The 26,011-nt window shown below is 64.9% G+C and carries 23 protein-coding genes and 3 pseudogenes; 18 read left to right on the top strand and 8 right to left on the bottom strand.

The genetic code is table 11. The features are described 5' to 3' along the window. Positions 1–48 precede the first annotated feature (48 nt). Genes ACYZGB_RS10545 through ACYZGB_RS10535 form a run of 3 tightly spaced genes read right to left on the bottom strand, consistent with a single transcriptional unit; the run spans position 49 to position 2,837 of the window. Positions 49–705: a hypothetical protein gene (locus tag ACYZGB_RS10545; protein WP_462388164.1), complete on the bottom strand. Its 657-nt coding sequence runs from the start codon at positions 703–705 to the stop codon at positions 49–51. A gap of 35 nt (positions 706–740) precedes the next feature. Further along, positions 741–1,832 carry an HpcH/HpaI aldolase/citrate lyase family protein gene (locus tag ACYZGB_RS10540; RefSeq protein ID WP_462388163.1) on the bottom strand — a complete coding sequence of 364 codons (1,092 nt, stop codon included), beginning with the start codon at positions 1,830–1,832 and terminating at the stop codon, positions 741–743. 18 nt (positions 1,833–1,850) lie between these two features. After that, a complete protein-coding gene (locus ACYZGB_RS10535; protein WP_462388162.1) occupies positions 1,851–2,837 on the bottom strand; it encodes a malate dehydrogenase in 987 nt (328 codons plus the stop codon). A 226-nt stretch (positions 2,838–3,063) separates the two neighbouring features. On the opposite strand from ACYZGB_RS10535, the gene ACYZGB_RS10530 reads away from it, so the two are divergent. From ACYZGB_RS10530 to ACYZGB_RS10470, 13 genes and pseudogenes are all read left to right on the top strand, one after another. Then, positions 3,064–3,852, top strand: coding sequence for a GntR family transcriptional regulator (locus ACYZGB_RS10530; RefSeq protein ID WP_462388161.1), 789 nt, complete (start codon positions 3,064–3,066; stop codon positions 3,850–3,852). Positions 3,853–3,986: 134 nt separating this feature from the next. Then, the gene (gene sdhC / locus ACYZGB_RS10525; RefSeq protein ID WP_094287186.1) at positions 3,987–4,421 is read left to right on the top strand and encodes a succinate dehydrogenase, cytochrome b556 subunit; all 435 of its coding nucleotides are present in this window, start codon (positions 3,987–3,989) and stop codon (positions 4,419–4,421) included. Between the two features lie 65 nt (positions 4,422–4,486). Then, entirely contained in the window at positions 4,487–4,852 is a 366-nt protein-coding gene (gene sdhD / locus ACYZGB_RS10520; protein WP_094287184.1) for a succinate dehydrogenase, hydrophobic membrane anchor protein, read from the top strand. A gap of 29 nt (positions 4,853–4,881) precedes the next feature. Further along, positions 4,882–6,687: a succinate dehydrogenase flavoprotein subunit gene (gene sdhA, locus ACYZGB_RS10515; RefSeq protein WP_462388160.1), complete on the top strand. Its 1,806-nt coding sequence runs from the start codon at positions 4,882–4,884 to the stop codon at positions 6,685–6,687. 25 nt (positions 6,688–6,712) lie between these two features. Further along, positions 6,713–7,417: a succinate dehydrogenase iron-sulfur subunit gene (locus ACYZGB_RS10510; protein ID WP_063462849.1), complete on the top strand. Its 705-nt coding sequence runs from the start codon at positions 6,713–6,715 to the stop codon at positions 7,415–7,417. Positions 7,418–7,445: 28 nt separating this feature from the next. Further along, complete coding sequence (locus ACYZGB_RS10505; RefSeq protein WP_462388159.1) at positions 7,446–7,781, top strand: FAD assembly factor SdhE; 336 nt, start codon at positions 7,446–7,448, stop codon at positions 7,779–7,781. A gap of 62 nt (positions 7,782–7,843) precedes the next feature. Beyond that, entirely contained in the window at positions 7,844–9,154 is a 1,311-nt protein-coding gene (locus tag ACYZGB_RS10500; RefSeq protein ID WP_137749579.1) for a citrate synthase, read from the top strand. Between the two features lie 227 nt (positions 9,155–9,381). Next, complete coding sequence (locus ACYZGB_RS10495) at positions 9,382–9,648, top strand: metal/formaldehyde-sensitive transcriptional repressor (RefSeq protein WP_055402789.1); 267 nt, start codon at positions 9,382–9,384, stop codon at positions 9,646–9,648. A 45-nt stretch (positions 9,649–9,693) separates the two neighbouring features. Then, positions 9,694–10,809 (top strand): S-(hydroxymethyl)glutathione dehydrogenase/class III alcohol dehydrogenase, encoded by a 1,116-nt coding sequence (locus tag ACYZGB_RS10490; RefSeq protein ID WP_462388158.1) that lies wholly within the window; start codon positions 9,694–9,696, stop codon positions 10,807–10,809. A 13-nt stretch (positions 10,810–10,822) separates the two neighbouring features. Then, positions 10,823–11,704: an S-formylglutathione hydrolase gene (gene fghA, locus ACYZGB_RS10485; protein WP_462388157.1), complete on the top strand. Its 882-nt coding sequence runs from the start codon at positions 10,823–10,825 to the stop codon at positions 11,702–11,704. 34 nt (positions 11,705–11,738) lie between these two features. Then, positions 11,739–13,487: a phosphoethanolamine transferase gene (locus ACYZGB_RS10480; protein ID WP_462388156.1), complete on the top strand. Its 1,749-nt coding sequence runs from the start codon at positions 11,739–11,741 to the stop codon at positions 13,485–13,487. Between the two features lie 71 nt (positions 13,488–13,558). After that, positions 13,559–13,741 (top strand): annotated as a pseudogene (locus tag ACYZGB_RS10475) (IS30 family transposase); the annotation flags it as partial. Between the two features lie 9 nt (positions 13,742–13,750). After that, complete coding sequence (locus ACYZGB_RS10470; RefSeq protein ID WP_462388155.1) at positions 13,751–14,113, top strand: hypothetical protein; 363 nt, start codon at positions 13,751–13,753, stop codon at positions 14,111–14,113. A gap of 55 nt (positions 14,114–14,168) precedes the next feature. On the opposite strand, the gene ACYZGB_RS10465 is transcribed toward ACYZGB_RS10470, so the two are convergent. Next, a complete protein-coding gene (locus ACYZGB_RS10465) occupies positions 14,169–15,068 on the bottom strand; it encodes a LysR family transcriptional regulator (protein WP_462388154.1) in 900 nt (299 codons plus the stop codon). A gap of 86 nt (positions 15,069–15,154) precedes the next feature. Between ACYZGB_RS10465 and ACYZGB_RS10460 the strand changes: the two genes are divergently transcribed. Continuing rightward, complete coding sequence (locus ACYZGB_RS10460) at positions 15,155–16,213, top strand: sodium-dependent bicarbonate transport family permease (RefSeq protein WP_462388153.1); 1,059 nt, start codon at positions 15,155–15,157, stop codon at positions 16,211–16,213. Between the two features lie 152 nt (positions 16,214–16,365). Here ACYZGB_RS10460 and ACYZGB_RS10455 read toward each other — a convergent pair whose 3' ends face one another. Then, the gene (locus ACYZGB_RS10455) at positions 16,366–17,532 is read right to left on the bottom strand and encodes a PA0069 family radical SAM protein (RefSeq protein WP_462388152.1); all 1,167 of its coding nucleotides are present in this window, start codon (positions 17,530–17,532) and stop codon (positions 16,366–16,368) included. A gap of 110 nt (positions 17,533–17,642) precedes the next feature. Next, positions 17,643–18,644, bottom strand: a pseudogene (locus tag ACYZGB_RS10450) (IS1595 family transposase). A gap of 58 nt (positions 18,645–18,702) precedes the next feature. Here ACYZGB_RS10450 and ACYZGB_RS10445 point away from each other — a divergent pair. Next, positions 18,703–19,970 (top strand): annotated as a pseudogene (locus ACYZGB_RS10445) (transposase zinc-binding domain-containing protein); the annotation flags it as partial. 303 nt (positions 19,971–20,273) lie between these two features. Here ACYZGB_RS10445 and ACYZGB_RS10440 read toward each other — a convergent pair. Further along, positions 20,274–21,737, bottom strand: a complete 1,464-nt coding sequence (locus ACYZGB_RS10440; RefSeq protein WP_462388151.1) for a S41 family peptidase — start codon at positions 21,735–21,737, stop codon at positions 20,274–20,276. Positions 21,738–21,861: 124 nt separating this feature from the next. On the opposite strand from ACYZGB_RS10440, the gene ACYZGB_RS10435 reads away from it, so the two are divergent. The 3 genes from ACYZGB_RS10435 (at position 21,862) to ACYZGB_RS10425 (ending at position 24,987) form a co-directional block, all read left to right on the top strand. Beyond that, positions 21,862–22,530, top strand: a complete 669-nt coding sequence (locus tag ACYZGB_RS10435; RefSeq protein ID WP_462388150.1) for a response regulator — start codon at positions 21,862–21,864, stop codon at positions 22,528–22,530. Further along, positions 22,527–23,930, top strand: coding sequence for a sensor histidine kinase (locus tag ACYZGB_RS10430; protein ID WP_462388149.1), 1,404 nt, complete (start codon positions 22,527–22,529; stop codon positions 23,928–23,930). The genes ACYZGB_RS10435 and ACYZGB_RS10430 overlap by 4 nt, the downstream gene beginning before the upstream one ends. A gap of 109 nt (positions 23,931–24,039) precedes the next feature. Next, on the top strand, positions 24,040–24,987 hold the full coding sequence (locus ACYZGB_RS10425) for an IS5 family transposase (protein ID WP_462388148.1): 948 nt from the start codon (positions 24,040–24,042) through the stop codon (positions 24,985–24,987). An 83-nt stretch (positions 24,988–25,070) separates the two neighbouring features. Here the strand turns inward: ACYZGB_RS10425 and ACYZGB_RS10420 are convergent, their stop codons facing one another. Beyond that, on the bottom strand, positions 25,071–25,970 hold the full coding sequence (locus tag ACYZGB_RS10420) for a LysR family transcriptional regulator (RefSeq protein ID WP_462388147.1): 900 nt from the start codon (positions 25,968–25,970) through the stop codon (positions 25,071–25,073). Positions 25,971–26,011: the final 41 nt, after the last annotated feature.

Genomic DNA, 26,011 nt, shown 5'->3' with positions numbered 1-26,011 from the left:
AAGGGGTTCGTGGATTTCTCGGGGGCGGCGGTGCAAAGAGCGAGCGGACTACTTGGCCGCAGGCAGGGGCTCCAGAACACTCACAGGGGGGTTCTTCTTGATGGCTTCGGCCACCACCACCTGCTCGGCGCTCATGCATTCATCGGCCAGGCGCTGGCCGAGCTTCTGGTTCATCAGCATGGACTTGTTGGCGATCTGCAGCCAGACGGCGCCGCCCTTCTGGTCTTCCAGGCGCACCGTGCCAGTGGTCGTGGCCACGGGCGACATGAAGTACTTGAAGCCCTTGCCTTCCACATGGAAGTGGCCGGGCGTAGCGGTGTCGGCCGTCACCGTGACAAAAGCGCCCAGCTCGCAGGGCATGCGGCCCGTGTGCACGCGCTCGGCGATGGCCAGTTCGGCGGGCGAGAGGGCGGCTTCTGCGGCGATGATGCCCGCTGCCACCTGGTTGGTGGCGCTCTTCAGCTGGGTGCGGCTGCTGGTGGGCTCGGCTTTGGCAACAGTGGCCTTCTTGGCCGCTGGTTCCTTGGCCGCAGCCTTGGCGGGCTTGGCCTCGGACTTGGCGGCCGTCTTGGGAGCCGGTTTTGCGGCGGGCTTGGCTGCAGCAGCCTTGCTTTCGGACTTGGCTGCCGGCTGGGCCGACGCGGTTTGGGCCAGGGCGATGGCCGGGGCCAGCAACAGGAGAGCGGAGGCAATGATGGATTTCATGGAGGGTCCTGCGTAGGGGTGTTCAGGAAGGTGGTTCACGATGGAACAGCCGCCGATGCGCCAAACCAGGGGCGCACAGACGGGGGAAGCGCGCGCCCGGTGTGGTGGGCGCGCTCAAGGATCTGCCAGTAGAAACGGTAACTGGCACGGTCATGCAGCACACCTTCAAAACTGATGGGAGCCCAATCAGCCTGAGCGGCGGCCGCTATTATTTTTGAAGCGTTTTCGATATCGTCCTGCTGCGGTGCAAAGGCCTGCAGGATGGGACGTATCTGCGCGGGGTGGATGCTCCACATGCGGGTGTAGCCCAGTTCCTGCGCAGCACGGCGGGCCGCGCCCTGCATGGCCACGGTGTCAGAGAACTCGGTCACCACACAATGCGAGGGCACCTTGCCATGGGCATGGCAGGCGGCGGCAATCTCCAGCTTGGCGCGCACCACCAGGGGGTGGGCAAACTGCCCGGCCGAGGTCATACCCTGGGCCGGGATCGCACCGCCGTGGGCCGACACAAAGTCCATGAGGCCAAAGCTCAGGCTCTGCACCCGGGGGTGGGCGGCAATCTCGAAGGCCCGGTGCACGGCAGCGGGGGACTCGATCAGCACGTGGATGGGAAGCTGGGGGGCCGAGGCGCGCTCCAGCGCACGCTCCACCTGCAGCACATCGTCCACGGACTCGACCTTGGGCACCATGATGTGGCAGAGCCTGTGGCCCGCTTCGCCCGCAATCGTGGCAACATCATTGGCAAATGCCGGGTGGTCCACCGCATGCACACGGGCGGCGACCCGGGCCGTGGGCGCGGCGCCCAGCGCCAGGCTGGCGACCAGCCGCGCATGCTCGGACTCAAAACCGACCGGGGCACCGTCTTCACAATCGAGGGTCACGTCAAAGACGCAGGTGCCCAGCTCCTGCGCCATTTCGGCCTGCAGCTGCAGGCTTTTGCGCATGCGTGCTTCCACACCGCTGTAGTGGTCGCACACGGACAGGAATCCTGTCTGCGCCTGCGCCCCCAGCAGCACATCCCGTGGGTGCGCGCTGCCGGAAGGCGGGGCAGAAGAGAGCGCAGCGCCCTGCCCCTGCGCGGGGACTGGGGCGGCCCGAAGGCCCGATGCCAGGGGCGTCGGCTGCATTGCGTTCACCAGGCTTGTTTACAGCAGGTGCTTGACGCCGTCTTGCTCGCCTTGCAGTTCGGCCAGCGTCTTGTTGATGCACTCTTGCGAGAAGGCATCGATCTCCAGGCCTTCGACGATCTTGTACTCGCCGTTTTCCGTGGTGACGGGAAAGCCGAACACGATGCCGGCAGGAATGCCGTATTCACCGTTCGAAGGCACGCCCATCGTCACCCATTCGCCGCTGGAGCCCAGGGCCCAGTCACGCATGTGGTCGATGGCGGCGTTGGCAGCCGAAGCAGCCGACGACAGGCCGCGAGCGGCGATGATGGCCGCACCACGCTTGCCCACGGTGGGCAGGAAGGTTTCAGCATTCCAGACCTGGTCGTTGATCATGGTCTTGATGGACTGGCCGTTCGTGGTGGCGAAGCGGTAGTCGGCGTACATCGTGGGCGAGTGGTTGCCCCACACGGTCAGCTTGCGGATATCGCCCACCTTGGTGCCGGTCTTGGCAGCCAGTTGCGAGGCAGCGCGGTTGTGGTCCAGGCGCAGCATGGCGGTGAAGTTCTTGGCTGGCAGGTCAGGCGCCGACTTCATGGCGATGTAGGCGTTGGTGTTGGCGGGGTTGCCCACCACCAGCACCTTGACGTTGCGCGAAGCCACGGCATTCAGGGCCTTGCCCTGGGCGGTGAAGATCTGGGCGTTGGCGGCCAGCAGGTCGGCGCGCTCCATGCCAGGGCCGCGAGGACGGGCACCCACGAGCAGGGCGTAGTCGGTGTCCTTGAAGGCTTGCAGCGGGTCGCTGTGGGCTTCGATGCCGGCCAGCAGCGGGAAGGCGCAGTCTTCCAGCTCCATGATCACGCCCTTGAGCGCGTTCTGGGCCTTTTCGTCAGGGATTTCGAGCAGCTGAAGAATGACCGGCTGGTCCTTGCCCAGCATTTCGCCGGAGGCGATACGGAACAGCAGGGCGTAACCGATTTGACCAGCGGCACCGGTGACGGCTACGCGAACAGGCTTCTTGCTCATGATGAAAACTCCAGGGAAGTAAGGAAAACAGGTGTGTGTGCAACGCAAGCACCAGCGCCTGTTACCAGCAGCCCGTGCCCCGCAAAACAGCCTTGGAGTTTACCCCCGATTGGACGCCTCGGTCAATTTGTCTTATGTCTTATATAAGATATGATTGCGACCCGTTTGTCGTCCGGTTGTCATGTGGCAACCGGCGCGCCACACCACAAACCACGCGCCACCCGCCATGTCATCCCTGCCGTTCGCCGCCGACACCCCCGCCACGCCCTCCGGCGCTGCGGGCGCCACCACGCCGGCGTTCAGCCCGCTGTACCAGCAGATCAAGGGCCTGATCCTCCAGAGTCTGCAGCAGGGCGAGTGGAAGCCCGGAGAAGCCATTCCGAGTGAGATGGAGCTGGCCGCGCGCTTTCGGGTGAGCCAGGGCACGGTGCGCAAGGCCATCGACGAGCTGGCCGCCGAGAACCTGGTCATGCGCCGCCAGGGCAAAGGCACTTTCGTGGCCACCCATGCCGAGCAGCATGTGCAATACCGCTTCCTGAAGCTGCTGCCCGACACCGGCGACGCCCGGGTCGAAGGCCCGGCCCAGCGCCGCGTGATCGATTGCCGCCGCGTGCGCGCCAGCGCCGATGTGGCGCGCACCCTGGCGCTGCGCAGCGGCGACCCCGTGATGCAGGCCAAGCGCATTCTGTCGTTTGCCGGGGTGCCCACCATCCTCGAAGACATCTGGCTGCCCGGGCAGGCCTTCAAGGGTCTCACGGCCGAGCAGCTTGCCAACTACCAGGGCCCGACCTACGCCATGTTCGAGCTGGATTTCGGCGTCCGCATGGTGCGTGCCGAAGAAAAGATTCGCGCCGTGCTGCCCGACGAGGAGCAGGCCCAATTGCTGCAGATCACTCCCGCCACACCGCTTTTGAGCGTGGAGCGGATCGCCTACACCTACAACGATGTTCCCATGGAGTTACGCCGGGGCCTCTACCTCACCGATACCCACCACTACCGTAATGAATTGAGCTGACAACAAGCTGGCACCCGAGCAAACACGTCGAAAATTCCGACGGGGTCAAACCCCTCATTGTTGCGTTGCAATAGAATTTTGCGTTCTTTGCATCTCCGAATTACAAAGAAGTTACATCCACGAAAGCACTCAACATGACCGAGCTTGCCAAAAAACGGCCTGAATTCCGCAACATCAATGCCTTCAAGGACCTCACCACCTACCGCATGACCCCTGCGGCATGGGTCTCGATCCTGCACCGCGCCAGCGGGCTGATCATGTTCCTGCTGTTGCCTTTCATCATCTGGATGTTTGACACCTCGGTGTCGTCCGAAATCTCGTTTGCCAAATTCTCGGCGGCCTTCAACATCGGCATCGGCTTCGTGCCCGGCTGGTTCATCAAGCTCGTGGCCCTGGCACTGATCTGGTCGTACCTGCACCACTTCTGCGCCGGCCTGCGCCACCTGTGGATGGATGTGAGCCACAGCGCCGTGAACAAGCAGTTCGGCAAGACCTCGGCCCTCTCCGTGTTTGCGGTGAGCATCGCCCTGGCCCTGGTGCTGGGCGCCAAGCTGTTCGGCCTGTACTGATCGGTCCCCATACAAGGCAGCGGCCGCTGCCTCCCAGTGCCCCACAAAACAAGAGGAATACATCCATGTCCGTCAATTACGGTTCCAAGCGCGTCGTCGTAGGCGCCCACTATGGCCTGCGCGACTGGCTCAGCCAGCGTGTCACGGCAGTCCTGATGGCCCTGTTCACCTTGGCGCTGCTTGCCCAGGTGATCTTCTCCAAGGGCCCTATCGGCTATGACAAATGGGCCGGCATCTTCTCGGCCCAATGGATGAAGGTGCTGACCTTCACCGTGATCATTTCGCTGGCCTGGCACGCCTGGGTCGGTGTGCGCGAAATCCTGATGGACTACATCAAGCCCGTGGGTCTGCGCCTGGCACTGCAGGTGTTCACCATCGTCTGGCTGGTCGGCTGCGCCGGCTGGGGCATCCAGGTTCTGTGGCGTCTCTGATTGATCCCCGCGACTGAAGGCAAACAACAATGAGCTACACCAACGCTAACATCACCAAGCGCAAATTCGACGTCGTCATCGTCGGGGCCGGCGGCTCCGGCATGCGCGCCGCGCTTGAACTCTCCCGCGCAGGCCTGAACGTGGCCTCGCTGTCCAAGGTGTTCCCCACCCGCTCGCACACCGTGGCGGCCCAAGGTGGCGTGTCCGCATCGCTGGGCAACATGAGCGAGGACAACTGGCACTACCACTTCTACGACACCATCAAGGGCTCTGACTGGCTGGGTGACCAGGACGCCATCGAGTTCATGTGCCGCGAAGCACCGAACGTGGTGGTGGAGCTGGAACACTTCGGCATGCCGTTTGACCGCAACCCCGACGGCACCATCTACCAGCGCCCCTTTGGCGGCCACACCGCCAACTACGGTGAAAAGCCCGTGCAACGCGCCTGCGCTGCCGCTGACCGCACGGGCCACGCCATGCTGCACACGCTGTACCAGCAGAACGTGAAAGCCAAGACGAACTTCTTCGTCGAATGGATGGCCCTGGACCTGATCCGCGACGCCGACGGCGACGTGGTGGGCGTGACGGCCCTCGAAATGGAAACCGGCGACCTGTACATCCTGGAAGCCAAGACCGTGCTGCTGGCCACCGGTGGTGCCGGCCGCATCTTCGCCGCATCGACCAACGCCTTCATCAACACCGGTGACGGCCTGGGCATGGCCGCACGTGCCGGCATCCCGCTGCAGGACATGGAGTTCTGGCAGTTCCACCCCACCGGCGTGGCCGGCGCGGGCGTGCTGCTGACCGAAGGCTGCCGTGGCGAAGGCGCCATCCTGCTCAACAGCAACGGTGAACGCTTCATGGAGCGCTATGCGCCCACGCTGAAGGACCTGGCCCCCCGCGATTTCGTGTCCCGCTCGATGGACCAGGAAATCAAGGAAGGCCGTGGCTGCGGCCCCAACAAGGACTACGTGCTGCTCAAGCTCGACCACCTGGGCGCCGACACCATCCACAAGCGTCTGCCCTCGGTGTACGAAATCGGCGTCAACTTCGCCAACGTGGACATCACCAAGGAACCGATCCCTGTGGTGCCCACCATTCACTACCAGATGGGTGGCGTGCCGACCAACATCAACGGCCAGGTCGTCACGCACGACGGCAGCAGCAACCAGGTCGTCAACGGCCTGTACGCGGTGGGTGAATGCTCCTGCGTGAGCGTGCACGGCGCCAACCGCCTGGGCACCAACTCGCTGCTGGACCTGCTGGTGTTCGGCAAGGCCGCTGGCCGCCACATCGTCGAGTTCAACAACAAGAACAAGGAGCACAAGCCCCTGCCAGCCGATGCGGCCGACCGCACGCTGGAGCGCCTGAACCAGCTCGACAAATCCACCGGCGGCACCTACTCGCAGGCCCTGGCGGGCGACATCCGCGCCGCCATGCAGCAACACGCTGGCGTGTTCCGCACCCAGGCCAGCATGGACGAAGGCGTCAAGAAGATTGCCGAGCTGCGCACCCGTGTGGCCGGTGTCACGCTGCAGGACAAGTCCAAGGTGTTCAACACCGCGCGCATCGAAGCGCTGGAAGTGGACAACCTGATCGAAGTGGCCCAGGCCACGATGGTGTCGGCCGCAGCCCGCAAGGAATGCCGTGGCGCCCACACGGTGTACGACTACGAGCAGCCTGCCGACCACCCCACGGCACCGCTGGGCCGCAACGATGCCGAGTGGATGAAGCACACCCTCTGGCACAGCGCCGACAACAGCCTGACCTACAAGCCAGTGAACCTCAAGCCCCTGACGGTGGACAGCGTGCCGCCCAAGGTCCGGACGTTCTAAACAGTAGCCCCACGAGAGCAGAACCATGCAAAAGCGCACATTCCAAATCTACCGCTACGATCCGGACAAGGACGCCAAGCCCTACATGCAGACCATCGAGATCGAACTCGACGGCCAAGAACGCATGCTGCTGGACGCCCTGGTCAAGCTCAAGGAACAAGACCCCACGCTGTCGTTCCGCCGCTCCTGCCGCGAAGGCGTGTGTGGCTCCGACGCGATGAACATCAACGGCAAGAACGGCCTGGCCTGCCTGACGAACATGAACACCCTCAAGGGCACGATTGTTCTGAAGCCCCTGCCCGGCCTGCCGGTGATCCGCGACCTGATCGTGGACATGACGCAGTTCTTCAAGCAGTACAACTCGATCAAGCCCTACCTGATCAACGAAGGCCTGCTGCCCGAGAAGGAACGCCTGCAAAGCCCCGAAGAGCGCGAAGAACTCAACGGCCTGTACGAGTGCATCCTGTGCGCCAGCTGCTCCACCAGCTGCCCCAGCTTCTGGTGGAACCCCGACAAGTTCGTGGGCCCTGCCGGTCTGCTGCAGGCCTACCGCTTCATCGCCGACAGCCGCGACGACGCCACCGGTGCACGCCTCGACAATCTGGAAGACCCGTACCGCCTGTTCCGTTGCCACACCATCATGAACTGCGTGGACGTGTGCCCCAAGGGCCTGAACCCCACGAAGGCCATCGGCAAGATCAAGGAACTGATGGTGCGCCGCGCCGTTTGAGCCTGCCCCCCCTGCCAAGCACCAGGCCATGGAATCCACGTCCACCCCATCCATCACGATCACGCCAGCGGCGGCTTCGCCGCTGCTGGATGCGCGTGAACTGAGCAAGCTGCACTGGCGCTGCCGGCGCGGCCTGCTGGAGAACGACCTGTTCATCGAACAGTTCTTCACCCGCTACGAATCGTCGCTGACCCAGCGCCATGCGCAGGGCATGCGCGCACTGATGGACTTGGCGGACAACGACCTCCTGGACCTGCTGCTGCAGCGGCGCGAGCCAGCAGGCGAGCAAGACACAGAAGAAGCACGCGAAGTGCTCGGCATGCTGAGACAAAGTGGTGGCACCCCCACGGCCCTGCAGGCCTGACACCGCCCACAAGCACGCCCAAGACCGGATCACTATCGGCAACCTACCCAAGGAAAGTAACAATGAAGCTAGCTGACAACAAAGCCACCCTGTCCTTCAGCAATGGCAGCCCCAGCGTGGACCTGCCGGTCTACCAAGGCAGCATTGGCCCGGATGTCATCGACATCCGCAAGCTGTACGCGCAGACGGGCATGTTCACCTATGACCCCGGCTTCCTGTCCACGGCAGCCACCCAGTCCGCCATCACCTACATCGATGGCGACAAGGGCGAGCTGCTGTACCGCGGCTACCCCATTGAGCAGCTGGCTGAAAACTGCGACTTCCTGGAAACCTGCCACCTGCTGCTGTACGGTGACCTGCCGAACGTGGCGCAAAAGACCGACTTCACCAGCCGCGTGACCAACCACACCATGGTCAACGAGCAGATGCAGTTCTTCCTGCGTGGCTTCCGCCGCGACGCGCACCCCATGGCTGTGCTGACCGGCCTGGTGGGCGCCCTGTCGGCCTTCTACCACGACAGCACGGACATCAACAATCCGCAGCACCGTGAGATCGCCGCGATCCGCCTGATCGCCAAGATGCCCACCCTGGTCGCCATGGCCTACAAGTACGGCATGGGCCAGCCCTACATGTACCCGCAGAACAACCTGTCCTACGCAGGCAACTTCCTGCGCATGATGTTCGGCACCCCCTGCGAAGAGTACAAGGTCAACCCCGTGCTGGAACGCGCACTCGACCGCATCTTCATCCTGCACGCAGACCACGAGCAGAACGCCTCGACCTCCACGGTGCGCCTGTGCGGCTCGTCGGGCACCAACCCGTTCGCGGCCATCGCTGCGGGCGTGGCCTGCCTGTGGGGCCCTGCCCACGGCGGCGCCAACGAGGCAGCCCTGAACATGCTGTACGACATCCAGGCCCAAGGCGGCGTGGAAAAGATCGGCGACTTCATCAAGCAGGTCAAGGACAAGAACTCCGGCGTCAAGCTCATGGGTTTTGGCCACCGCGTGTACAAGAACTACGACCCCCGCGCCAAGCTCATGCAGGAAACCTGCAATGAAGTGCTGGCCGAGCTGGGCCTGGAAAACGACCCGCTGTTCAAGCTGGCCAAGGAACTGGAAAAGATTGCTCTGGAAGACGACTACTTCGTGCAGCGCAAGCTCTACCCGAACGTGGACTTCTACTCCGGCATCGTGCAGCGCGCCATCGGCATCCCCGTGAACCTGTTCACCGGCATTTTCAGCCTGGCCCGCACCGTCGGCTGGATCGCCCAGCTGAACGAAATGATTGGCGACCCCGAGTACAAGATCGGCCGCCCCCGCCAGCTGTTCACCGGCTCCGTGCGCCGCGACGTGCCCCCGCTGGCCAGCCGCTGACCGCTGGCACGGCGCCCAGCGCGCCGTCCGCCCCTCCCCAAGCCCGCAGGCCTTGTGCCTGCGGGCTTTTTTCATGGGCGCCCCACACAGGCCAAGCCCTGCTGGATGCACATACTCCCCCCTAGTTAAAAGGTTTTTTAACGGCCTACCGCGCGACCAGCATGGGGCTATCTTTTATACTGCCACCCAGTACACAGGCAGCACCCGCACTACACACCCCGCCGCCCATGCCCCACACCCCCGAAGACAAGCAACGCGCCATCACCCGCCTGCGCCGCATCAAAGGCCAGGCCGAGGCGCTGGAGCGCGCCGTGGAGGCAGGCAGCGACTGCGCCCCCATCCTGCAGCAGCTCGCCGCCATGCGTGGCGCCGTGCACGGGCTGATGGCCGACCTGCTCGACAGCCATGTGCGCGAGACGCTGGCGGAGAAACCCGCCCCCTCGCAGCAAGCCATCGACGAAACCCTGGCCCTGCTGCGGTCGTACCTCAAATAGACAGACCGAACCCCACCTCACCCGATTGACCGAAAGGACCACCCCATGAAATCCCGCGCCGCCGTCGCCTTCAAAGCCGGAGAACCCCTGCAGATCGTCGAAATCGACGTCGCCCCGCCGAAAAAGGGCGAAGTGCTCATCCGCATCACCGACACAGGCGTGTGCCACACCGACGCCTTCACCCTGAGCGGTGACGACCCCGAGGGCCTGTTCCCCGTGGTGCTGGGCCACGAAGGCGCGGGCATCGTGGTGGAGGTGGGCGAAGGCGTGACCAGCGTGAAGCCCGGCGACCACGTGATCCCGCTCTACACCGCCGAATGCGGCGAATGCCTGTTTTGCAAGAGCGGCAAGACCAACCTGTGCGTGAGCGTGCGCGCCACGCAGGGCAAGGGCGTGATGCCCGACGGCACCACCCGCTTCAGCTACAACGGCCAGCCCATCTACCACTACATGGGCTGCAGCACCTTCAGCGAATACACCGTGGTGGCCGAGGTCTCGCTCGCCAAGGTCAACCCCAAGGCCAACCCCGAGCAGGTCTGCCTGCTGGGCTGCGGCGTGACCACCGGCCTGGGTGCCGTCAAGAACACCGCCAAGGTGCAAGAGGGCGACACGGTGGCCGTGTTTGGCCTGGGTGGCATTGGCCTGGCCGTGATCCAGGGGGCAAAAATAGCCAAGGCCGGGCGCATCATCGCCATCGACACCAACCCGAGCAAATTCGACCTGGCCCGCACCTTCGGCGCTACCGACTGCATCAACCCCAAGGACTTCGACAAGCCTATCCAGCAGGTCATTGTGGAGATGACAACCTGGGGCGTGGACCACAGCTTTGAGTGCATCGGCAACGTCAACGTGATGCGTGCCGCACTGGAATGCGCGCACCGGGGCTGGGGCCAGAGCGTGATCATCGGCGTGGCAGGCGCGGGGCAAGAGATCAGCACCCGCCCCTTCCAGCTCGTCACTGGCCGCAAGTGGCTGGGCACGGCGTTTGGTGGCGTCAAGGGCCGCAGCGAGCTGCCCGGCATGGTCGAAGACGCGATGGCCGGCAAGATCCAGCTGGAGCCGTTTGTGACCCACACCATGGGCCTGAAGGACATCAACGAAGCGTTTGACTTGATGCACGAAGGCAAGTCGATCCGCTCCGTCGTCAAGTACGCCGCTTGAGGCTCTGCTGATCATGTCCACTGCGTTTGAACTACTCAGCAGCCACGCCTGCTTCGGCGGCGAGCAGCGCTTCTACCAGCACGCCTCCACCACCATCGGCCTGCCGATGAGGTTTGCGGTCTACCTGCCGCCGCAGGCGCAGCAGGGCCCCGTGCCCGCCGTGGTGTACCTGGCGGGCCTCACCTGCACCGAAGAAACCTTCATGGTCAAGGCCGGCGCCCAGCGCCTGGCCGCCGAGCTGGGCCTGGCCCTCATCGCGCCCGACACCAGCCCGCGTGGCGCCAACGTGCCGGGCGAGGCCGACAGCTGGGACTTTGGCGTGGGTGCAGGCTTCTACCTGGACGCCACCCAGGCGCCCTGGCGCACCCACTGGCGCATGGAGAGCTATCTGCTGGACGAGCTGCTGCCCCAGGTGGCCGCCCAGTTGCCCATCGACGGCAGCCGCCTGGGCATCACCGGCCACTCGATGGGCGGGCATGGCGCGCTCACGCTGGCGCTGCGCCACCCGGGCCGGTTCCAGTCGCTGTCGGCCTTTGCGCCCATCTGCGCCCCCACCCAGTGCCCCTGGGGCGACAAGGCCTTCACCGGCTACCTGGGCCCGGACCGCAGCACCTGGATCGAACACGACGCCACCGTGCTCATGCAGCACCAGCCCGTCGCCCCCTACCCGGCGGGCATCCTCATCGACCAGGGCCTGGCCGACAAGTTCCTGCCCGACCAGCTGCACCCCCACCTGCTCGAAGCCGCCTGCACCGCCATTGGCCAGCCGCTCACGCTGCGCCGCCATGCGGGATATGACCACGGCTATTACTTTGTGCAAAGCTTCATGGCCGACCACCTGGAGCACCACGCGCGGCAGCTGGCAGCGCCGTCTACAGGGGCGTCCGCGCGTTAATACGCCCTTAAGTCTGGGGCGCCACAGTGCGCCCATGCCTCTGATCCTGCAGCGCCTGCTGCTCCCCCACCTGGCTGTTGGCGCTGCGCCGCAAGCCCCGTCCACCGCCCCCCAACCCGCGCCACCCGCGCACCTGCACCCCGTGTGGGTGGTGGTGCTCATCAGCACCTGGCTGGCCACGGCGTGCAACGTGCCGCTGTGGCGCGAGGTGGCCCAGCTGCCCGGCCACGGCAGCCTGCGCGGCTGGGGGTTTGCCATGGCGTTTGCCGTCATCGTGGCCGCAGGCAATGCCGCACTGCTGAGCCTGCTGGCCTGGCGCTGGACGCTCAAGCCCGCCGCAGCGCTGATGGTGGTGATGGCCGCCTTCGGCGCCTACTTCATGCTCGCCTACGGCATTGTCATCGACGCCAGCATGCTCACCAACGTGCTGCAGACCGACGCCCACGAAGCCACCGACCTGCTGAGCTGGCGCATGGCCGCCACCGTGCTGGCCCTGGCCGCGCCGCCGCTGGTGTGGCTGTACCGCCGCCCCGTGCGCCGCCTGGGCGCCTGGCGCCACGCCGCCCACAACGGCCTGCTGCTGGTGGGCGCGGTGGCGCTCATCGTGGTGTGTGTGCTGGCGGTGTTCCAGGACTTTGCCTCCACCATGCGCAACCACACGCGCCTGCGTTACCTCATCAACCCGCTCAACAGCGTGTACGCCCTGGGCCACATCGCCACCCAGCCCCTGCGCACCAACACCCGCACCCTGCTGCCCGTGGGGCGCGACGCCCAGCTGGGCGCCAGCTACGCGGGCCAGGCCCAGCCGCCTCTGTTGGTGCTGGTGCTGGGCGAAACCGGCCGCAGCGGCAACTTCGGCATCAACGGCTATGCGCGCAACACCACGCCGCTGCTCTCGGCCCGCACCGACCTGGCGAGTGCAGGCAACGCCTGGTCCTGCGGCACCAGCACCGCCGCATCGGTGCCCTGCATGTTTTCGCACCTGGGCCGCACGGGCTACGAAGCACGCGCCGCCAATTTCGAAAGCCTGATCGACGTGCTGCAGCACGCAGGCCTGGCCGTGCTGTGGGTAGACAACCAGTCCGGCTGCAAAGGCGTGTGCGACCGTGCAGGCCAGACCAGCACTGCCAGCTGGAACGACCCCGCCCTGTGCCCCACCCCGGGCGAATGCCTGGACCGCGTGATGCTGAAGGACCTGGACGCACGCATCGCCGCCCTGCCCGCCGAGCAGCGCCAGCGCGGCACCGTGGTCGTGCTGCACCAGATGGGCAGCCACGGCCCGGCATATTCCAAACGCTCGGCCCCCGAGCACAAGCGGTTCCTGCCCGAATGCACCTCCACAGCGCTGCAAGAGTGCGAGCGCCAGCAGGTGGTGAACGCGTACGACAACAGCATCGTCGAGACCGATGCCTTCCTCGACGGAGTCATCCAGTGGCTCTCTGCGCGCGGCGGCAAGGCCCAGACCGCCATGATGTACGTGGCAGACCACGGCGAATCGCTGGGCGAAAACAACCTCTACCTGCACGGCCTGCCCTACAGCATCGCGCCCAACGTGCAAAAACACGTGCCCTGGATTACCTGGCTCTCCCCCGCCATGCAGGCCCGCACCCACATCACCACCGGCTGCCTGCAGCACGACCTGGCCCAGCGCCGCATCACGCATGACCACTACTTCCACTCGGTGCTGGGCTTGATGGACGTGAAGACCGGGGCATACAGCGCGGGGCTGGATATGTTTGGGGGATGCAGGCAGGGGCTGGGGGCTGGGATGTCGATGGGCTGAAGGGTAGGGCCACCTGACGCAGACCTAGCGGCCTATCAAACAGGGGGCGCTGATGAGGACTCGCAGCGCAAAGCAACGAAAACACGAACGGCATGTTCAGGCTGTACATGCCCAAGCGCTTCAACCTCTCCGATCTCTCACAGCTTCAGCTCAACGCCATTCCGAGACAATTAAAAGAGAGGCCGCGCAAGACGATCGGCTTCCACACGCCCGCTCAAAATGTTCAGCGACATGTGCAGTATTCGCTGGGTTAGAGTGCGTGAATGAAGTTGCCCGTGTATCTGCAATCGCTCGTGACAGACCCTCTCTTCATGAGGGTGTGCATGGCTCTCTGGGGACTGCCTTTTGTTGCTCTTGGCATCTTTGCGGGGATCGAGTGGAAATCTGAGACCGTTTGGGAGTTGATGGGCTTCGCTGTAGTAGTGCTGATTGGTCTGTATGGCGCATATCTTTTGTACACAGCAACCTTTGGCAATCGAAGGCAGGTGGCGCAGTCCGCCGACCTGCTTTCCGACGGCGGCGATTTACTCGGCGTCTTTTTTGCGCTTCTGGTTGCGGGGTTGGCAATACCGATAACTATTCTGTTGCGCTCTGCTATTAAACGGAGTGAGCAGCATGTCGATTGAGTAAGCCAACATGACAATCCACGCGGCTACCCACCCCGACAAGTGAGCTTCTGTGTCACCCCCGCCCCATCCACCCCTCCACCTCCCCCATCAAGTGCCCGCGAAACACCTCGGCAATCGGTGACAGCTGTTTGCCCTTGGGCCAGACCAGGTGCCATTGCGAGCGGATGGGGAAGCCCGCCACGTTGAGCACGGCCAGGCCCTCGTGGTGCGGGCCCAGGGCGTGGAGGGAGACGATGGAGAGGCCCAGCTGGCCCTCCACCGATTCCTTGATGGCTTCGTTGCTGCCCAGCTCCAGCACGGTGCGGGGAGCAAAGCCCGCCTGGCGCAGGTGGGCGTCAGTGGCCATGCGGGTGCCCGAGCCTTTTTCTCGCAAGATGAATCGCTCGGCCTGCAGCTGCTCCAGCCTGATGCGCTTTTTGGCGGCCAGCGGATGGCCTGCGGGGGCAATGACGACCAGGGGGTTGGGCATGAGGATCTGGTCCTCCAGCGGCAGGTCGGCGGGCGGCATGGACATGACGTAGAGGTCGTCCTGGTTGGCGCGCAGGCGGCCGATGACGTGGTCGCGGTTGAGCACTTCCAGCGAGATGTCGATGTGCGGGTGCAGCTTGCAGAAGCTGCCCAAAAGGCGGGGCACAAAGTATTTGGCGGTGCTGACCACGGCGACCTTGAGGCTTCCGCTGGTCAGGCCCTTGGCGCCTGCGATGCGCTGCTCGAACGCGTCCCACTCGCCCGCGATGGCGCGCGCGGTGCGCGCCAGGGCGTGGCCCGCGTCGGTGAGGTGCACGCGGCGCGATATGACTTCGTACAGCGGCAGGCCCACGGCCTGCGCCACCTCGCGCAGCTGCATGGAGGCGGTGGGCTGCGTGACGTGCATGACCTTGGCGGCCGCGCTGACGCTGCCGGTTTCGGCCAGCGCCAGAAAAAGCCGGAGCTGGCGGAAGGTGATGTTCATAGATTTTTATCTATAGATAAGCACATTCGAATCGATTTTACTTTGCACCTTGCGCTGCATAACATTGGCGCCCAAGGAGTTGAATGATGCAAAGCTTGCTGGACCCTGCGATCCTGTTTTTTGCGTTGGGCGTGTTTGCGGGCCTGGTGCGGTCCAACCTGGAGATGCCTGCGGCGATCTCCAAGTTCTTGTCGATCTACCTGCTGATGGCGCTGGGCCTCAAGGGCGGGTTTGCGCTGGCGGCATCGGGCTTTACGTCCAGCGTGGCCACCAGCCTGGGGCTGGCGGTGCTGCTGGCCATCGTGGTGCCGCTGGTGGGCTACGCGCTCTTGCGGCGGGTGCTGTCGGGCTTCAATGCGGCGGCGGTGGCAGCCACCTATGGATCGGTGAGCGCGGTGACGTTTGTGACGGCCACGCAGTACCTGGAGTCGCAGCACATCGCCTACGGCGGCCACATGGCGGCGGCGATGGCGCTGATGGAGTCGCCCGCCATCATCCTGGCAGTGCTGCTGGCCAATGCGCTGAGGCAAAAGCAGCAGGCGGTGGCCGTGGCCACCGCCGCCACGCCTGTGGTGGCGATGACCAGCGGGGGCGCCGCCACGCTGGGCGGTCATGGCCCGGGCAACGTCAGTGGGAAGACCGGCCCGCACCTGTCGGTGGGCAAGATCCTGCACGAGTCGTTCACCGATGGCACGCAGTTGCTGCTGCTGGGCGCGATGCTGATTGGCCTACTGACGGGCGATGCGGGCAAGGCGGCCATGCAGCCGTTTTCGGGTGATCTTTTCAAGGGCATGCTGTGCCTGTTCTTGCTGGACATGGGCCTATCGACCGCACGCAACCTGCCTGCGGTGCGCCAGCAGTCGCCCTGGCTGCTGGCCTATGCGGTGCTGGGCCCCATCACCCACGCCACGCTGGCGCTGGGCCTGGCCTGGCTGGTGGCGGTGCCTGCAGGCGATGCGGTGCTGCTGATGGTGCTGGCGGCCAGTGCGTCTTACATCGCCGTGCCTGCGGTGGTGCGCTATGCCATCCCTGAGGCCGACCCGTCGCTGTATGTGAGCCTGTCGCTGGGGCTGACGTTTCCGCTCAACATCGTGCTGGGCATTCCGCTGTACACGCAGGTGGTGCAAAGCCTGTGGGCCGTGTGAGGGGCGATGCATACAGCCCACACGTGGCCCCTGGCGTGCGCTTGCAGAGCCTGCTTCGATTGCTACCATTTAGATAGCTATTGAGGCATACCGGATGCGCGATAACGGCCATTTTTATTCAAGTTTTCAACCCACTGCGCCACACAGCCGGGTCAGAACAGGCTGCTTTGCCCCTGCAGCAGCCCGGGGCGGAACTGGCCCAGGTCCAGCTCCACGCGTTCGCGGTTCAGGCCCAGCCTGCGGCAGGTGGTGGCAAAGCGCTGGCGCACCAGGTCGGCCCACAGGCCTGTGCCTTTCATGCGGGTGGCGAAATCGCTGTTGTAGGTTTTGCCCGCGCGGCGCTCGGCGTCGCTCAGGTGGTGCAGGTCTTGCACGCGGGCCATCACGCGCGCGGCGCGCTGGGGGTAATGCACCTGCAGCCATTCGCGAAACAGCGTATCCAGCTCCCAAGGCAGCCGCAGCACGGTGTAGAAGGCACTGCGCGCGCCCGCCTCGCGTGCGGCCTCCAGCACCTGCTCCATGTCTTCGGTGATGAAGGGGATCTGCGGCGCCACGCTCACGCCCACGGGCACGCCCGCATCGGCCAGCGCGCGGATGGTGCGCAGGCGCCGGTGGGGCGCGGCGGCGCGGGGTTCCATGCGGCGGGCCAGGGTGGCGTCGAGCGTGGTGATGGTGACGTACACAGCGGTCAGGCGCTGTGCGGCCAGCGGGGCGAGCAGGTCCAGGTCGCGCTCCACGCCGCTGGACTTGGTGATGAGCGAAAACGGGTGGCGCGCGTCGCGCATCACCTCGATGAGGCTGCGGGTGAGCTTCAGCTCGCGCTCCACGGGCTGGTAGCAGTCGGTGGCGGAGCCGATGTTCAACAGGCGCGGCACATAACGCGGCTGGGCCAGCTCGTGCCGCAGCACGCTGGCGATGTTGTGCTTGGCCACGATCTGCGCCTCAAAGTCCAGCCCCGGCGAGAAGTTGAGGTAGCTGTGCGTGGGCCGGGCGTAGCAGTAGATGCAGCCGTGCTCGCAGCCCCGGTAGGGGTTGACCGAGAGTTCAAAGAAGATGTCCGGCGAGTCGTTGGCGCAGATGGCGCTGCGCGCGGTTTCGAGGTGCACGCGGGTGGCGGCGGGGGTGGTGGATGCATCGTCGTCCGCATCATTGCCCCCCGGTAGTTGGCCCCAGCCGTCGTCGGCCACCTCGCGCACATCCCGCGCAAACCGGTGTGCCAGGGCCGTGGCCGCGCCCCGACCACGGATGGCCTGCAGCGGGATGCGGACCTCTTCAGGCGGCGCGGGGATGTCGGACTTGTCTGTGAAGGTGCGGGGCATGGCTGCTTGCCTCCGTGTAACGCGTGTCTGCTGGGCTCCAGCTGTCTGGATTTATTGGATAAATAAAAGGGTATCTATTTAGCTCCAGCAACCCCATCAATACTGCGTTTTCATCCAGCAATGATATCCGATTGCCTCTCCCCAGTGTTCTTGCTCACGACATCCCCATACGTCACTGGCGGCGTAACCACCGCTTGCTGCAGCAAGCGGTAAAACAGCATCCCGCGTGAGCTGGATGTGCGCCGGTTGAAGCGGAACACGAATTCATCGAGATAGGCGTCCAGGTGCTCGGGTTGCACAGAACCGTGGTGCGTTCCCAGCACCCAGCGCTGTACCAGTGAGGCGACCCGGTGCACTCCCGCCATGGAGACATGGGCAGGTACGCCTGAGCCGAGCATGACGGTGCGCTGGTGGGTGTAACCCAGCTCTCCCAGTGCGCGGTACGCCGCCGAACCATCCGTTCGCACCTGGGCTCCGGGCTCGACCATCTCCTGCACAAAGGGGATGACGTGCGTGGCGGAGTCTCGGTCAATGCGGCGCAGCCGAATGCGCCCAAATCCCTTGGGCTCTACGATCTCCACCGCCATGACCATCAACACTTTGGTGGTGCTGCTCTTGCGCCCTGCTGGGGTGGCGGGATTTTTTCGATCCGAAATGGACAGATACGTTTCATCCACCTCGACAAGCCCTTTGAGCTTGTCCCGGCCCGGGCGAACCATGGCGCGTCGGAACCGGTGCAGCATGGTCCAGGCGGTCTGGTAGCTCCCCAACCCCAATACGCGCTGCAGCCCCAGGGCGCTCACGCCTTGTTTCTGATTGGTCAGGTATCAAGCTGCCGCCAGCCAGACACACAGCGGTGTGCGCGTCTTGTTAAAGATGGTCCCAGAGGTCACTGTGCCTTGGTACTGGCATGAGCGGCACATCAGGCGGGTGCGGCTGGCGCGGTACACATCACCAGCGTTGCCGCAACGTGGGCAGACGAAGCCATGGGGCCAGCGAAGCTTCTCCAGGAACGACTGGCAGGCCTCTTCGGTGAAAAACCAGTCAAGAAAACCGTTCCAGGTGCGGGGGTAGTCCTGTCCAGGAGTTGGCGTTAGCAACTGGGTTTTCATCCAGCTATTTTGACGCCACCGGAGCTAAATAGATACCCCATGTATTTATGCAGCATTCATGCCAGCCACCGCCAAACCCAAGCGCTACAACCCCCGCCACCCCGAACGCACTCTGCTCTACCAAACCGTGGCCGAGCACGACGAGAGCTGGCTGGAGCTGGCTTGCGAGGGTCAGTATGAGGGCCAGGGCGACCACCACACACCCAAGCCCTACGTGCGCAAAGCGTTCGAGAAACATCTGGAGTGCGGCATCTTCGCCCACGTCTTTGCCCGCGCCCGCAGCGACGACTGCGGACACGACTTCCTGGTCGCCTTCTCGTGCAAGGGCCGGGGTGTCTGCCCCTCATGCAACACGCGGCGCATGGCCGAGACGGCGGCGCACCTCACCGACCATGTGTTTCCCCGCTTGCCGGTGCGCCAGTGGGTGCTGTCGGTGCCGAAGCGGCTGAGGTACTACATGCAGCGCGATGGCCCGGTGCTCAACATGGTGTTGCGCATCTTCCTACGGGTCATCGCGCGAACACTGCAAGCCAGCAGCCCTGGTGCGGCGAATATGGATAAGCAGGCCTTGCACATTGGCGCAATCGCCTTCATCCACCGCTTTGGCTCCAGTCTGAACGAGCATGTGCACTTCCATGCCTGCGCAGTCGATGGGACATTTGAGGAAGTGGCGGGCGAGGAGCGCGACGCTGCTGACGCAGCTTCTCAAAGCTCACCACCGCGCATCATTTTCCACCCGACCACCTGCGTGACTGCGGATGCCGTCGGCCAAGCGCAGGCCAGCTTGCGTCGGCGCATCTTGCGTGCCTTCGTTGGGCGCGGTCTGCTGGAGAGTTTTGAGGCCCAAGAGATGCTGGGCTACAAACACAGCGGTTTTTTGGTGGACACCAGCGTGTACATAGCGGCGCACGACCGCGCCGGGCTGGAGCGGCTGCGCAAAGCGGGCAGCGAACTGGTCTACCGCTGCGCCAAGCAGTACAGCGGGCCCGGCAGCCTGCCTCACAACAAGCGCGGCGTAAAGGCCGATGTGATCACCCCCACCCCGCTGGAGCTGATTGCCCGCATCTACGAAGTGTTCCCGCTGCTGCGCCCCATCTGCGGCGGGGAAATGCGCATCATCGCCTTCATTGCCTACAGCGTCGACATCAGCCAAATACTGGAGCACATCGGGGTAGAGCCCGAGCCACCGCGTATCACCCCGGCACGGGGCCACCACCGTGGGATGAGTGCGACACGCAGATGGGCGATGGTGTCCATGGGGAGCCAGATTGGGACGTAGCGGCCCAACCGGCCCCGGACTTTGAGGTCGATCAGCGCGTCAGTTGGCAAGCGGTGGCAACAGCGGTTTTTGCCAACGCTGTGAGGCGGGGCTGCGCCTGTCTCCGCAAAAAAACGGGTCATATCGAAAAATCTCGGGCAACTGGCCTTGAGAAATCACCCCAGAAGCCCCCAGTGCGCACACCTGGGATGCCCCAAACGTGGTACGCATAGTTGCGCTCATCCGGTTGGATTTCCTATCCTCCTCTCCTCCGCATCGGGATGACCGAGAAGGGCTTCCACTTCCTGATGTGGGACGACCGCGACTGGATCGACGGCCAGGTGCGTGAGTTCCTGCGCGGAGCCACCTGTTCAAGACCCGCTAATCAGCCAGCGCTGCGCCCGCGCCACGCCGGGGTCGTGTTTCAGCGCCAGCAGTTCGGGCGTCAGGAAGGGCTGGGGCAATTGCACGGGCACGCCCTGGCCCTCGAACCAGTCACCATCTGGCGACAGGAGGAACTCGTTGGACAACGTGAAGCGCAGGCCGCTCGGGGTGCGGCGTACAAGGGCACTGGACAGGGCGCCGGCGCTGGCTTCGCCAATCAGCCTGGCCTGTGGCAACGCACGCATCGAGAGCGCCAGCAATTCGCCGGCGCTGATGGTGGTGGGGCTGGTGAGCACCGCCACCGGGCCGCTGTAGGTGGTCTGGCCCTTGGGGTCCAGGAAGACCTTGCGCAAAGGGGTGCGCTGGGCACCGGATCGGGCCTGCGTGGCATAGGCTTGCAGACGACCCGGTGCAAAGCGGGAGGCGATGGACACCGCCGCCTCGTCGTTGCCGCCCAAGTTGAAGCGCAGATCCATGATGAGGCCTCGGGCTCCCTGCGCGTCTTGCATCAGCTCATCCATCGCGCTTTGCAAAGCCGGCATCTCCTTGCTGTTGTCGTCTTCCGCGCTGAAGTTGGCCAGTCCTCGCAGCAGCACATAGACGATGCCATCGGCGCCGTGCTGCCAGGCCAACTGATGGTTGCCGCGCAGCTTGATTTCTGAGGTCTGTGCTCGTGTCCGAAACGCCGCGGCCTGCATGGCCTGTATGACTTCGTCAACATGCGCTTTCACGGCCATGCGCTGAGCGCGGTCGAGCGGCCTGCTCCAGCCCAGCTGCTGCAATTTCTGGTCTTCCAATATGTGCGGCAATATCGCCTTGCGCGTGCTGACGAACATGCGCTCGCCGTGCCACACCTGAGCGTGCCCGTCCCCCAGGGGGGCCACCAGTTCGCTGAGCACCTGGAACAGTTCCTCCGGACTGCTGTTGGCGCGTAGCCTTGCGCGCAGGGCCTTGGCCTGCTGCCAGTTACTGCCGCTGAGCCTGAAGTCGTGGTACAGCTCGTTGAAGCTGTGCCAGACCCAATCGAAGTCACGTTGACTGTCGGCTTGGTAGCCGTCCTCCTCAGCGGTCTTGTGGCGTGCCGTGGTGCAGCTGCTGGGCAGCACCGCCAGGCGCTGGGCCGGGATGCCGAGCGTCAGCTGCTGGCCTGGGATTCGCTCCTCCATGCTCTGCCCATCCGCCGACAAGATCAGCATCTGGGACAGTTCGCCGCCGCTCAACTCGGTGGAGGCCGCGCTGCGCAGGCAGGCGCCGCCGGCTTGCTCGTAGCGTGTGAGTCGCCAGTGCCCACCGGCCAAGGCTTCGACCTGCGTCACGGCGCCGTAGCCGGTTTGTTGCCACACGCCTTCCAGCGTTGCCGGACGCTTGGGCTTCTCTTCGGAATTGCCACCGCAGGCGCTCAGCAGGGCCACAGCCAGCAAAGTGGTGATCAGGATAGGGGTCGGGGACATGCGGGAACTCCGTGTTGATTTTGAGGACGCTGCGTACTGTGCAGGCCCACCGCTTTCCCTCCGCCTAAATCCGTCTTCAGCAAGCCTTCAGCCAAGGCCGACGGTGCCGCACGATAATGCGCCCATGCATCTACTGCTTGTTGAAGACGACTTGGATCTGGGCGCTGCGCTGCAGCAGGCGCTGCGGCAAGCCGGCCTGACCAGCGAGTGGTTGCGCAGCGCGGTGGACGCGCGACGGTTCGTTGCCACGCAGAGCTACGACTGCGTGCTGCTGGACCTGGGCCTGCCCGATGGCCATGGTCTGAGCCTGCTGCGCGAGTGGCGCAGCGCTGGACTGACGCAGCCCTTGATGGTCATCACCGCCAGCGACTCGCTCGGCGATCGCCTGGCCGGTCTGGACGAAGGGGCCGACGATTTCCTGGTCAAACCCTTTGCCATGCCCGAGCTGCTGTCGCGCGTGCGCGCCGTGACGCGCCGCGCCGCGCAGCAGGCGGCCAGCCGCTGGGTGCTGGGCGCGCTGGTGCTGGATCTGGCGCGGCGCGAATGCCTGCTGGAGCACCAGAGCGTGGCGCTCTCGCCGCGCGAGTTCGACATCTTGGCCGTGTTGGCGCGCGCGGCCGGCAGCGTGGTCGCCAAGCACCGCCTGGCCCAGGCCCTGGCGCCGCTCGGTGAGGCGCTGGACTTCAATGCCATCGAGGTGCATGTGCACAACCTGCGCCGCAAGGTGGGGGCCGCGCGGGTGCAGACCGTGCGCGGGGTGGGCTACCGCCTGATTACCAGCGAGCCGGCGTGAACTCGCGCGCCGCAGGCCTGCCCGCGCTGGGAACGCGTGTGATGCAGACCACGCTGGTGGCCTTTGTGGGCGTGTTTCTGCTCATCCTGGCGGTGCAGTTGTTCGAGATCCTGCGCAGAGGATCGGGCGAATGGGACCGCGAGGTCTTGAACTCAGCCCAAGTGTTGGCAAACGCTCTGGACGACACCCGCAGCGAAGCGGAGGCCCAAGGCGCCTTCGCGCTGGCCCATCGCCTGGTGCTCGAATCCCTGAAGGACACAACCCAGATGCCGCCACTGGGCCTGCACATGGAAGCGCTGGACGGACGCTTTGTGCAGTCCTTTCAAGTGGACTCGCCCCTGTCGCTGCGGCGGTGGGGCGACGGCCTGACGGCAGACCCGCGGGGCCCGCGCCTGCTGTACGTGGCCAGCGGTCAGCGCTGGCGGGTGGCCGTGGTAGACGAGCAGCTCGCAGCCCGGCGCCGCTGGGCCCTGGTCGAGCTGGCGCGTGGCCTGGCCTACTACCTGCTGCTGGCGCTGCCGGTGGTGGTGTTGCCGGTGTGGTGGGCTGTGCGTCGGGGGCTGCGGCCCTTGCGCCAACTCTCCCAGCAAATCGCGCAGCGCAGCCCGCACGATCTGAGCCCCCTGTCAACGGCCCGCAGCTACCGCGAGATGCTGCCGCTGGAGCAGGCCCTGAACCGCCTGTTCGACCGCGTGGCTCAGGGCCTGGCCCGGGAGCGGGCCTTTGTGCACGATGCCGCCCACGAAATGCGCACCCCGCTGGCCGTGCTGGCCACCCAGGCGACGGTGCTGATGCGCAGCGAGGGCCAGGCGCGCGAGCAGGCCGCCGAACGCCTGCAGGCCGCCGTCACGCGCAGCTCCCACCTCACGCAGCAATTGCTGGACCTGGCCCGCGCTGATGGCGAGGCCCTGTGCAGCCAGGGCGCGAAGCAGGCCGACTTGATGGACCTGGTGCGCGATGCCATGGCCTTGCTGGCCGAGCAGGCGGCGGCCCAGGGCACGGAGCTGGAGCTGGATGGCCCCGACCAGGCGCCGCTGCAGAGCGACCCGCGGGCCTTGCGCAGCATCGTGGACAACCTGCTGGACAACGCGCTGCGCTATGGCGGCGCCGGAGGCCTGGTGAAGGTGGACGTGAGGCCTGAAGCCGGGGCCTGGCTGCTCTGCGTCAGCGACCAGGGGCCGGGCATTGCCGCCGAACACAGCGAGCGCGTGTTCGAACGCTTCTGGCGCGGCAGCGACCGGCCGGGTACCGGCCTGGGTTTGGCCATCGTGCGCCAGACCGCCCGCGCCATGGGCGGCGAAGCCTGGGTGGAAAACGCGTCGCGCGGCGCCGAGCTGCGCGTGCGTTTGTCGATCCTTGAGCATTCTCATAGCATCTGCCACCCGGATCACCCGTGCTGAAGCTGCGCTGGCGCAAAGAACCAGCTACTCCGAACGCTTGGCCACTGCGCTTGAGAGAGGCGAGGCTTTGTTGCACAAACCGACCCCATAGCACTGGTAGTCTCAGTGTATGAGTGAACCCCAAGGGTCAAAGGCCCGCTACAAGACCACCAACTGGACGGAGTACAACGCGGCGCTCAAGGCCCGAGGGTCGCTGACGATCTGGCTGGACCAAGACATGCAGTGGTACGCACCTGCCAGTGGCAAGCGGGGTCGCCATCACACGTTCACAGATGCCGCCATCCAGTTTTTCCTGAGCATCAAGTGCTTGTTTGGCTTGGCACTGCGCCAGAGCCTGGGGCTGATTCAAAGCCTGCTGGAGTTGGCCAAGCTCAATTGGCGGGTACCCGACTTCAGCACCCTCAGCCGCCGTCAAAGAACACTGCAAGTGCAACTGCCTTACCGGCGCAGCAGCACAGCGCTGGAGTTGCTGGTGGACAGCACGGGCATCAAGTTCCTGGGTGAAGGGGAATGGAAACGCAAGAAACACGGGGCTGAATACCGACGGCAGTGGCGCAAGGTGCACTTGGGCATTGATGCCAGCACGCTGGAGATACGGGCCAATGAAGTCACAGACAACAGCGTGGGCGATGCGCCCATGCTGCCCGGCCTTCTGGCGCGGATACCACCGGATGAGCCGATCGCCAGTGTGAGCACGGACGGTGCCTATGACACCAAAGACTGCCATGCGGTGATAGCGCAAAGAGGCGCGCAGGCGGTAATACCCCCGCGCAAGAACGGCAAGCCGTGGAAGGAAACCAGGCAAGGAGCAGCAGTGCGCAACGAAGCGCTGCGGGCCTGCCAAAGGCTGGGGCGCGGGATTTGGAAGAAATGGAGCGGCTACCACCGAAGAAGCTTGGTAGAGACCAAGATGCACTGCTTCAAACGCCTGGGCGAGCGGGTGATGGCGCGCACGTTTGAGCGTCAGGTCACAGAGTTGCATGTGCGGGTGGCTTTGCTCAACCGCTTCACGCAACTTGGACGCCCGACAACGGTGCCTGTGGCGGCCATGGCATAGCTGCGTCTGGGGTTGGGGTTATCTCGGCCTGACTGGGGTTTGTGCAACAAAGCCGGTGCGTGCTTGCCTCCCCCTGGCCCTGTCTACTCCTTGAACAGCCGCTCGATCAGCCCCCGCATCCACTGGTTGCCGGGGTCGCTTTCAAAGCGGCGGCTCCAGTGCAGCGACACCGTGAAGTCACGCAGCGGCAGTGCGGGCTCGATCAGGGTGTAGCCACCGTCGGCCGCAAAAGTGCGTGCGATGTTGCGGGGCATGACCACGGCCAGGTCCGTGGCCCGCACGATGGCGGGCAGCACCATGAAGTGCTCGGTGGTCAGGCGGATGCGATCCTGCAACTGTTGCATCTCCAGAATGCGCAGGGTGTCGGAGTGGGTGCGCACGGCCACAAACTCCAGCTGGCGCAAGGCGCTGAGCAGGACGGGGCCGCTGCGCCTGGTGGCGGCGAAGGGGTGGCCTGCGCGCAGCAGCACCACGTAGCGGTCCTGGAGGAGCTGCACACGCTGCGTGTCCTTCACCGTGGGCAAAAAACCAAAGGCAAAGTCGATGGCGCCACTGTCCAGCCGCTGGGGAATCTCGTGGCGCGGCACGGGCAATGTCTCCAGTCGCACGCCGGGTGCCTGGCGCTGCAGCGCCACCATCAGGTCGGGCAGAAAGCGGCCCTCGCCAATATCGCTCATGTGGATGCGAAAGACCTTGCGCGACTGCAGAGGGTCGAACAAGGCCGACTCGTTGAGGGCCTCTTCCAGCAGGCCCAGCGCGCTGCGCACGGCGTTGGCCAGCCGGTCGGCCTTGGGGGTGGGCTGCACGCCGCCGCCTGCGCGCACAAACAACGGGTCTTTGATAAGCAGGCGCAGCCGCGTCAACGCCTGGCTGGCAGCGGGCTGGGTCAGGTCCAGCAGGTCGGCGGCGCGGCTCACATTGCGTGTGCGGTAGACCGCATCGAACAGCCGCAGCAGGTTGAGGTCGATGTCCTTGATATGCATTGAGTGAATACCGATTAGTCATTTCATTGTATTGATGGATG

The organism is Acidovorax sp. Q11, from assembly GCF_054950075.1.
The sequence above is the reverse complement of the archived record's forward strand: the minus strand, read 5'-3'. Positions and strand labels throughout refer to the sequence as shown.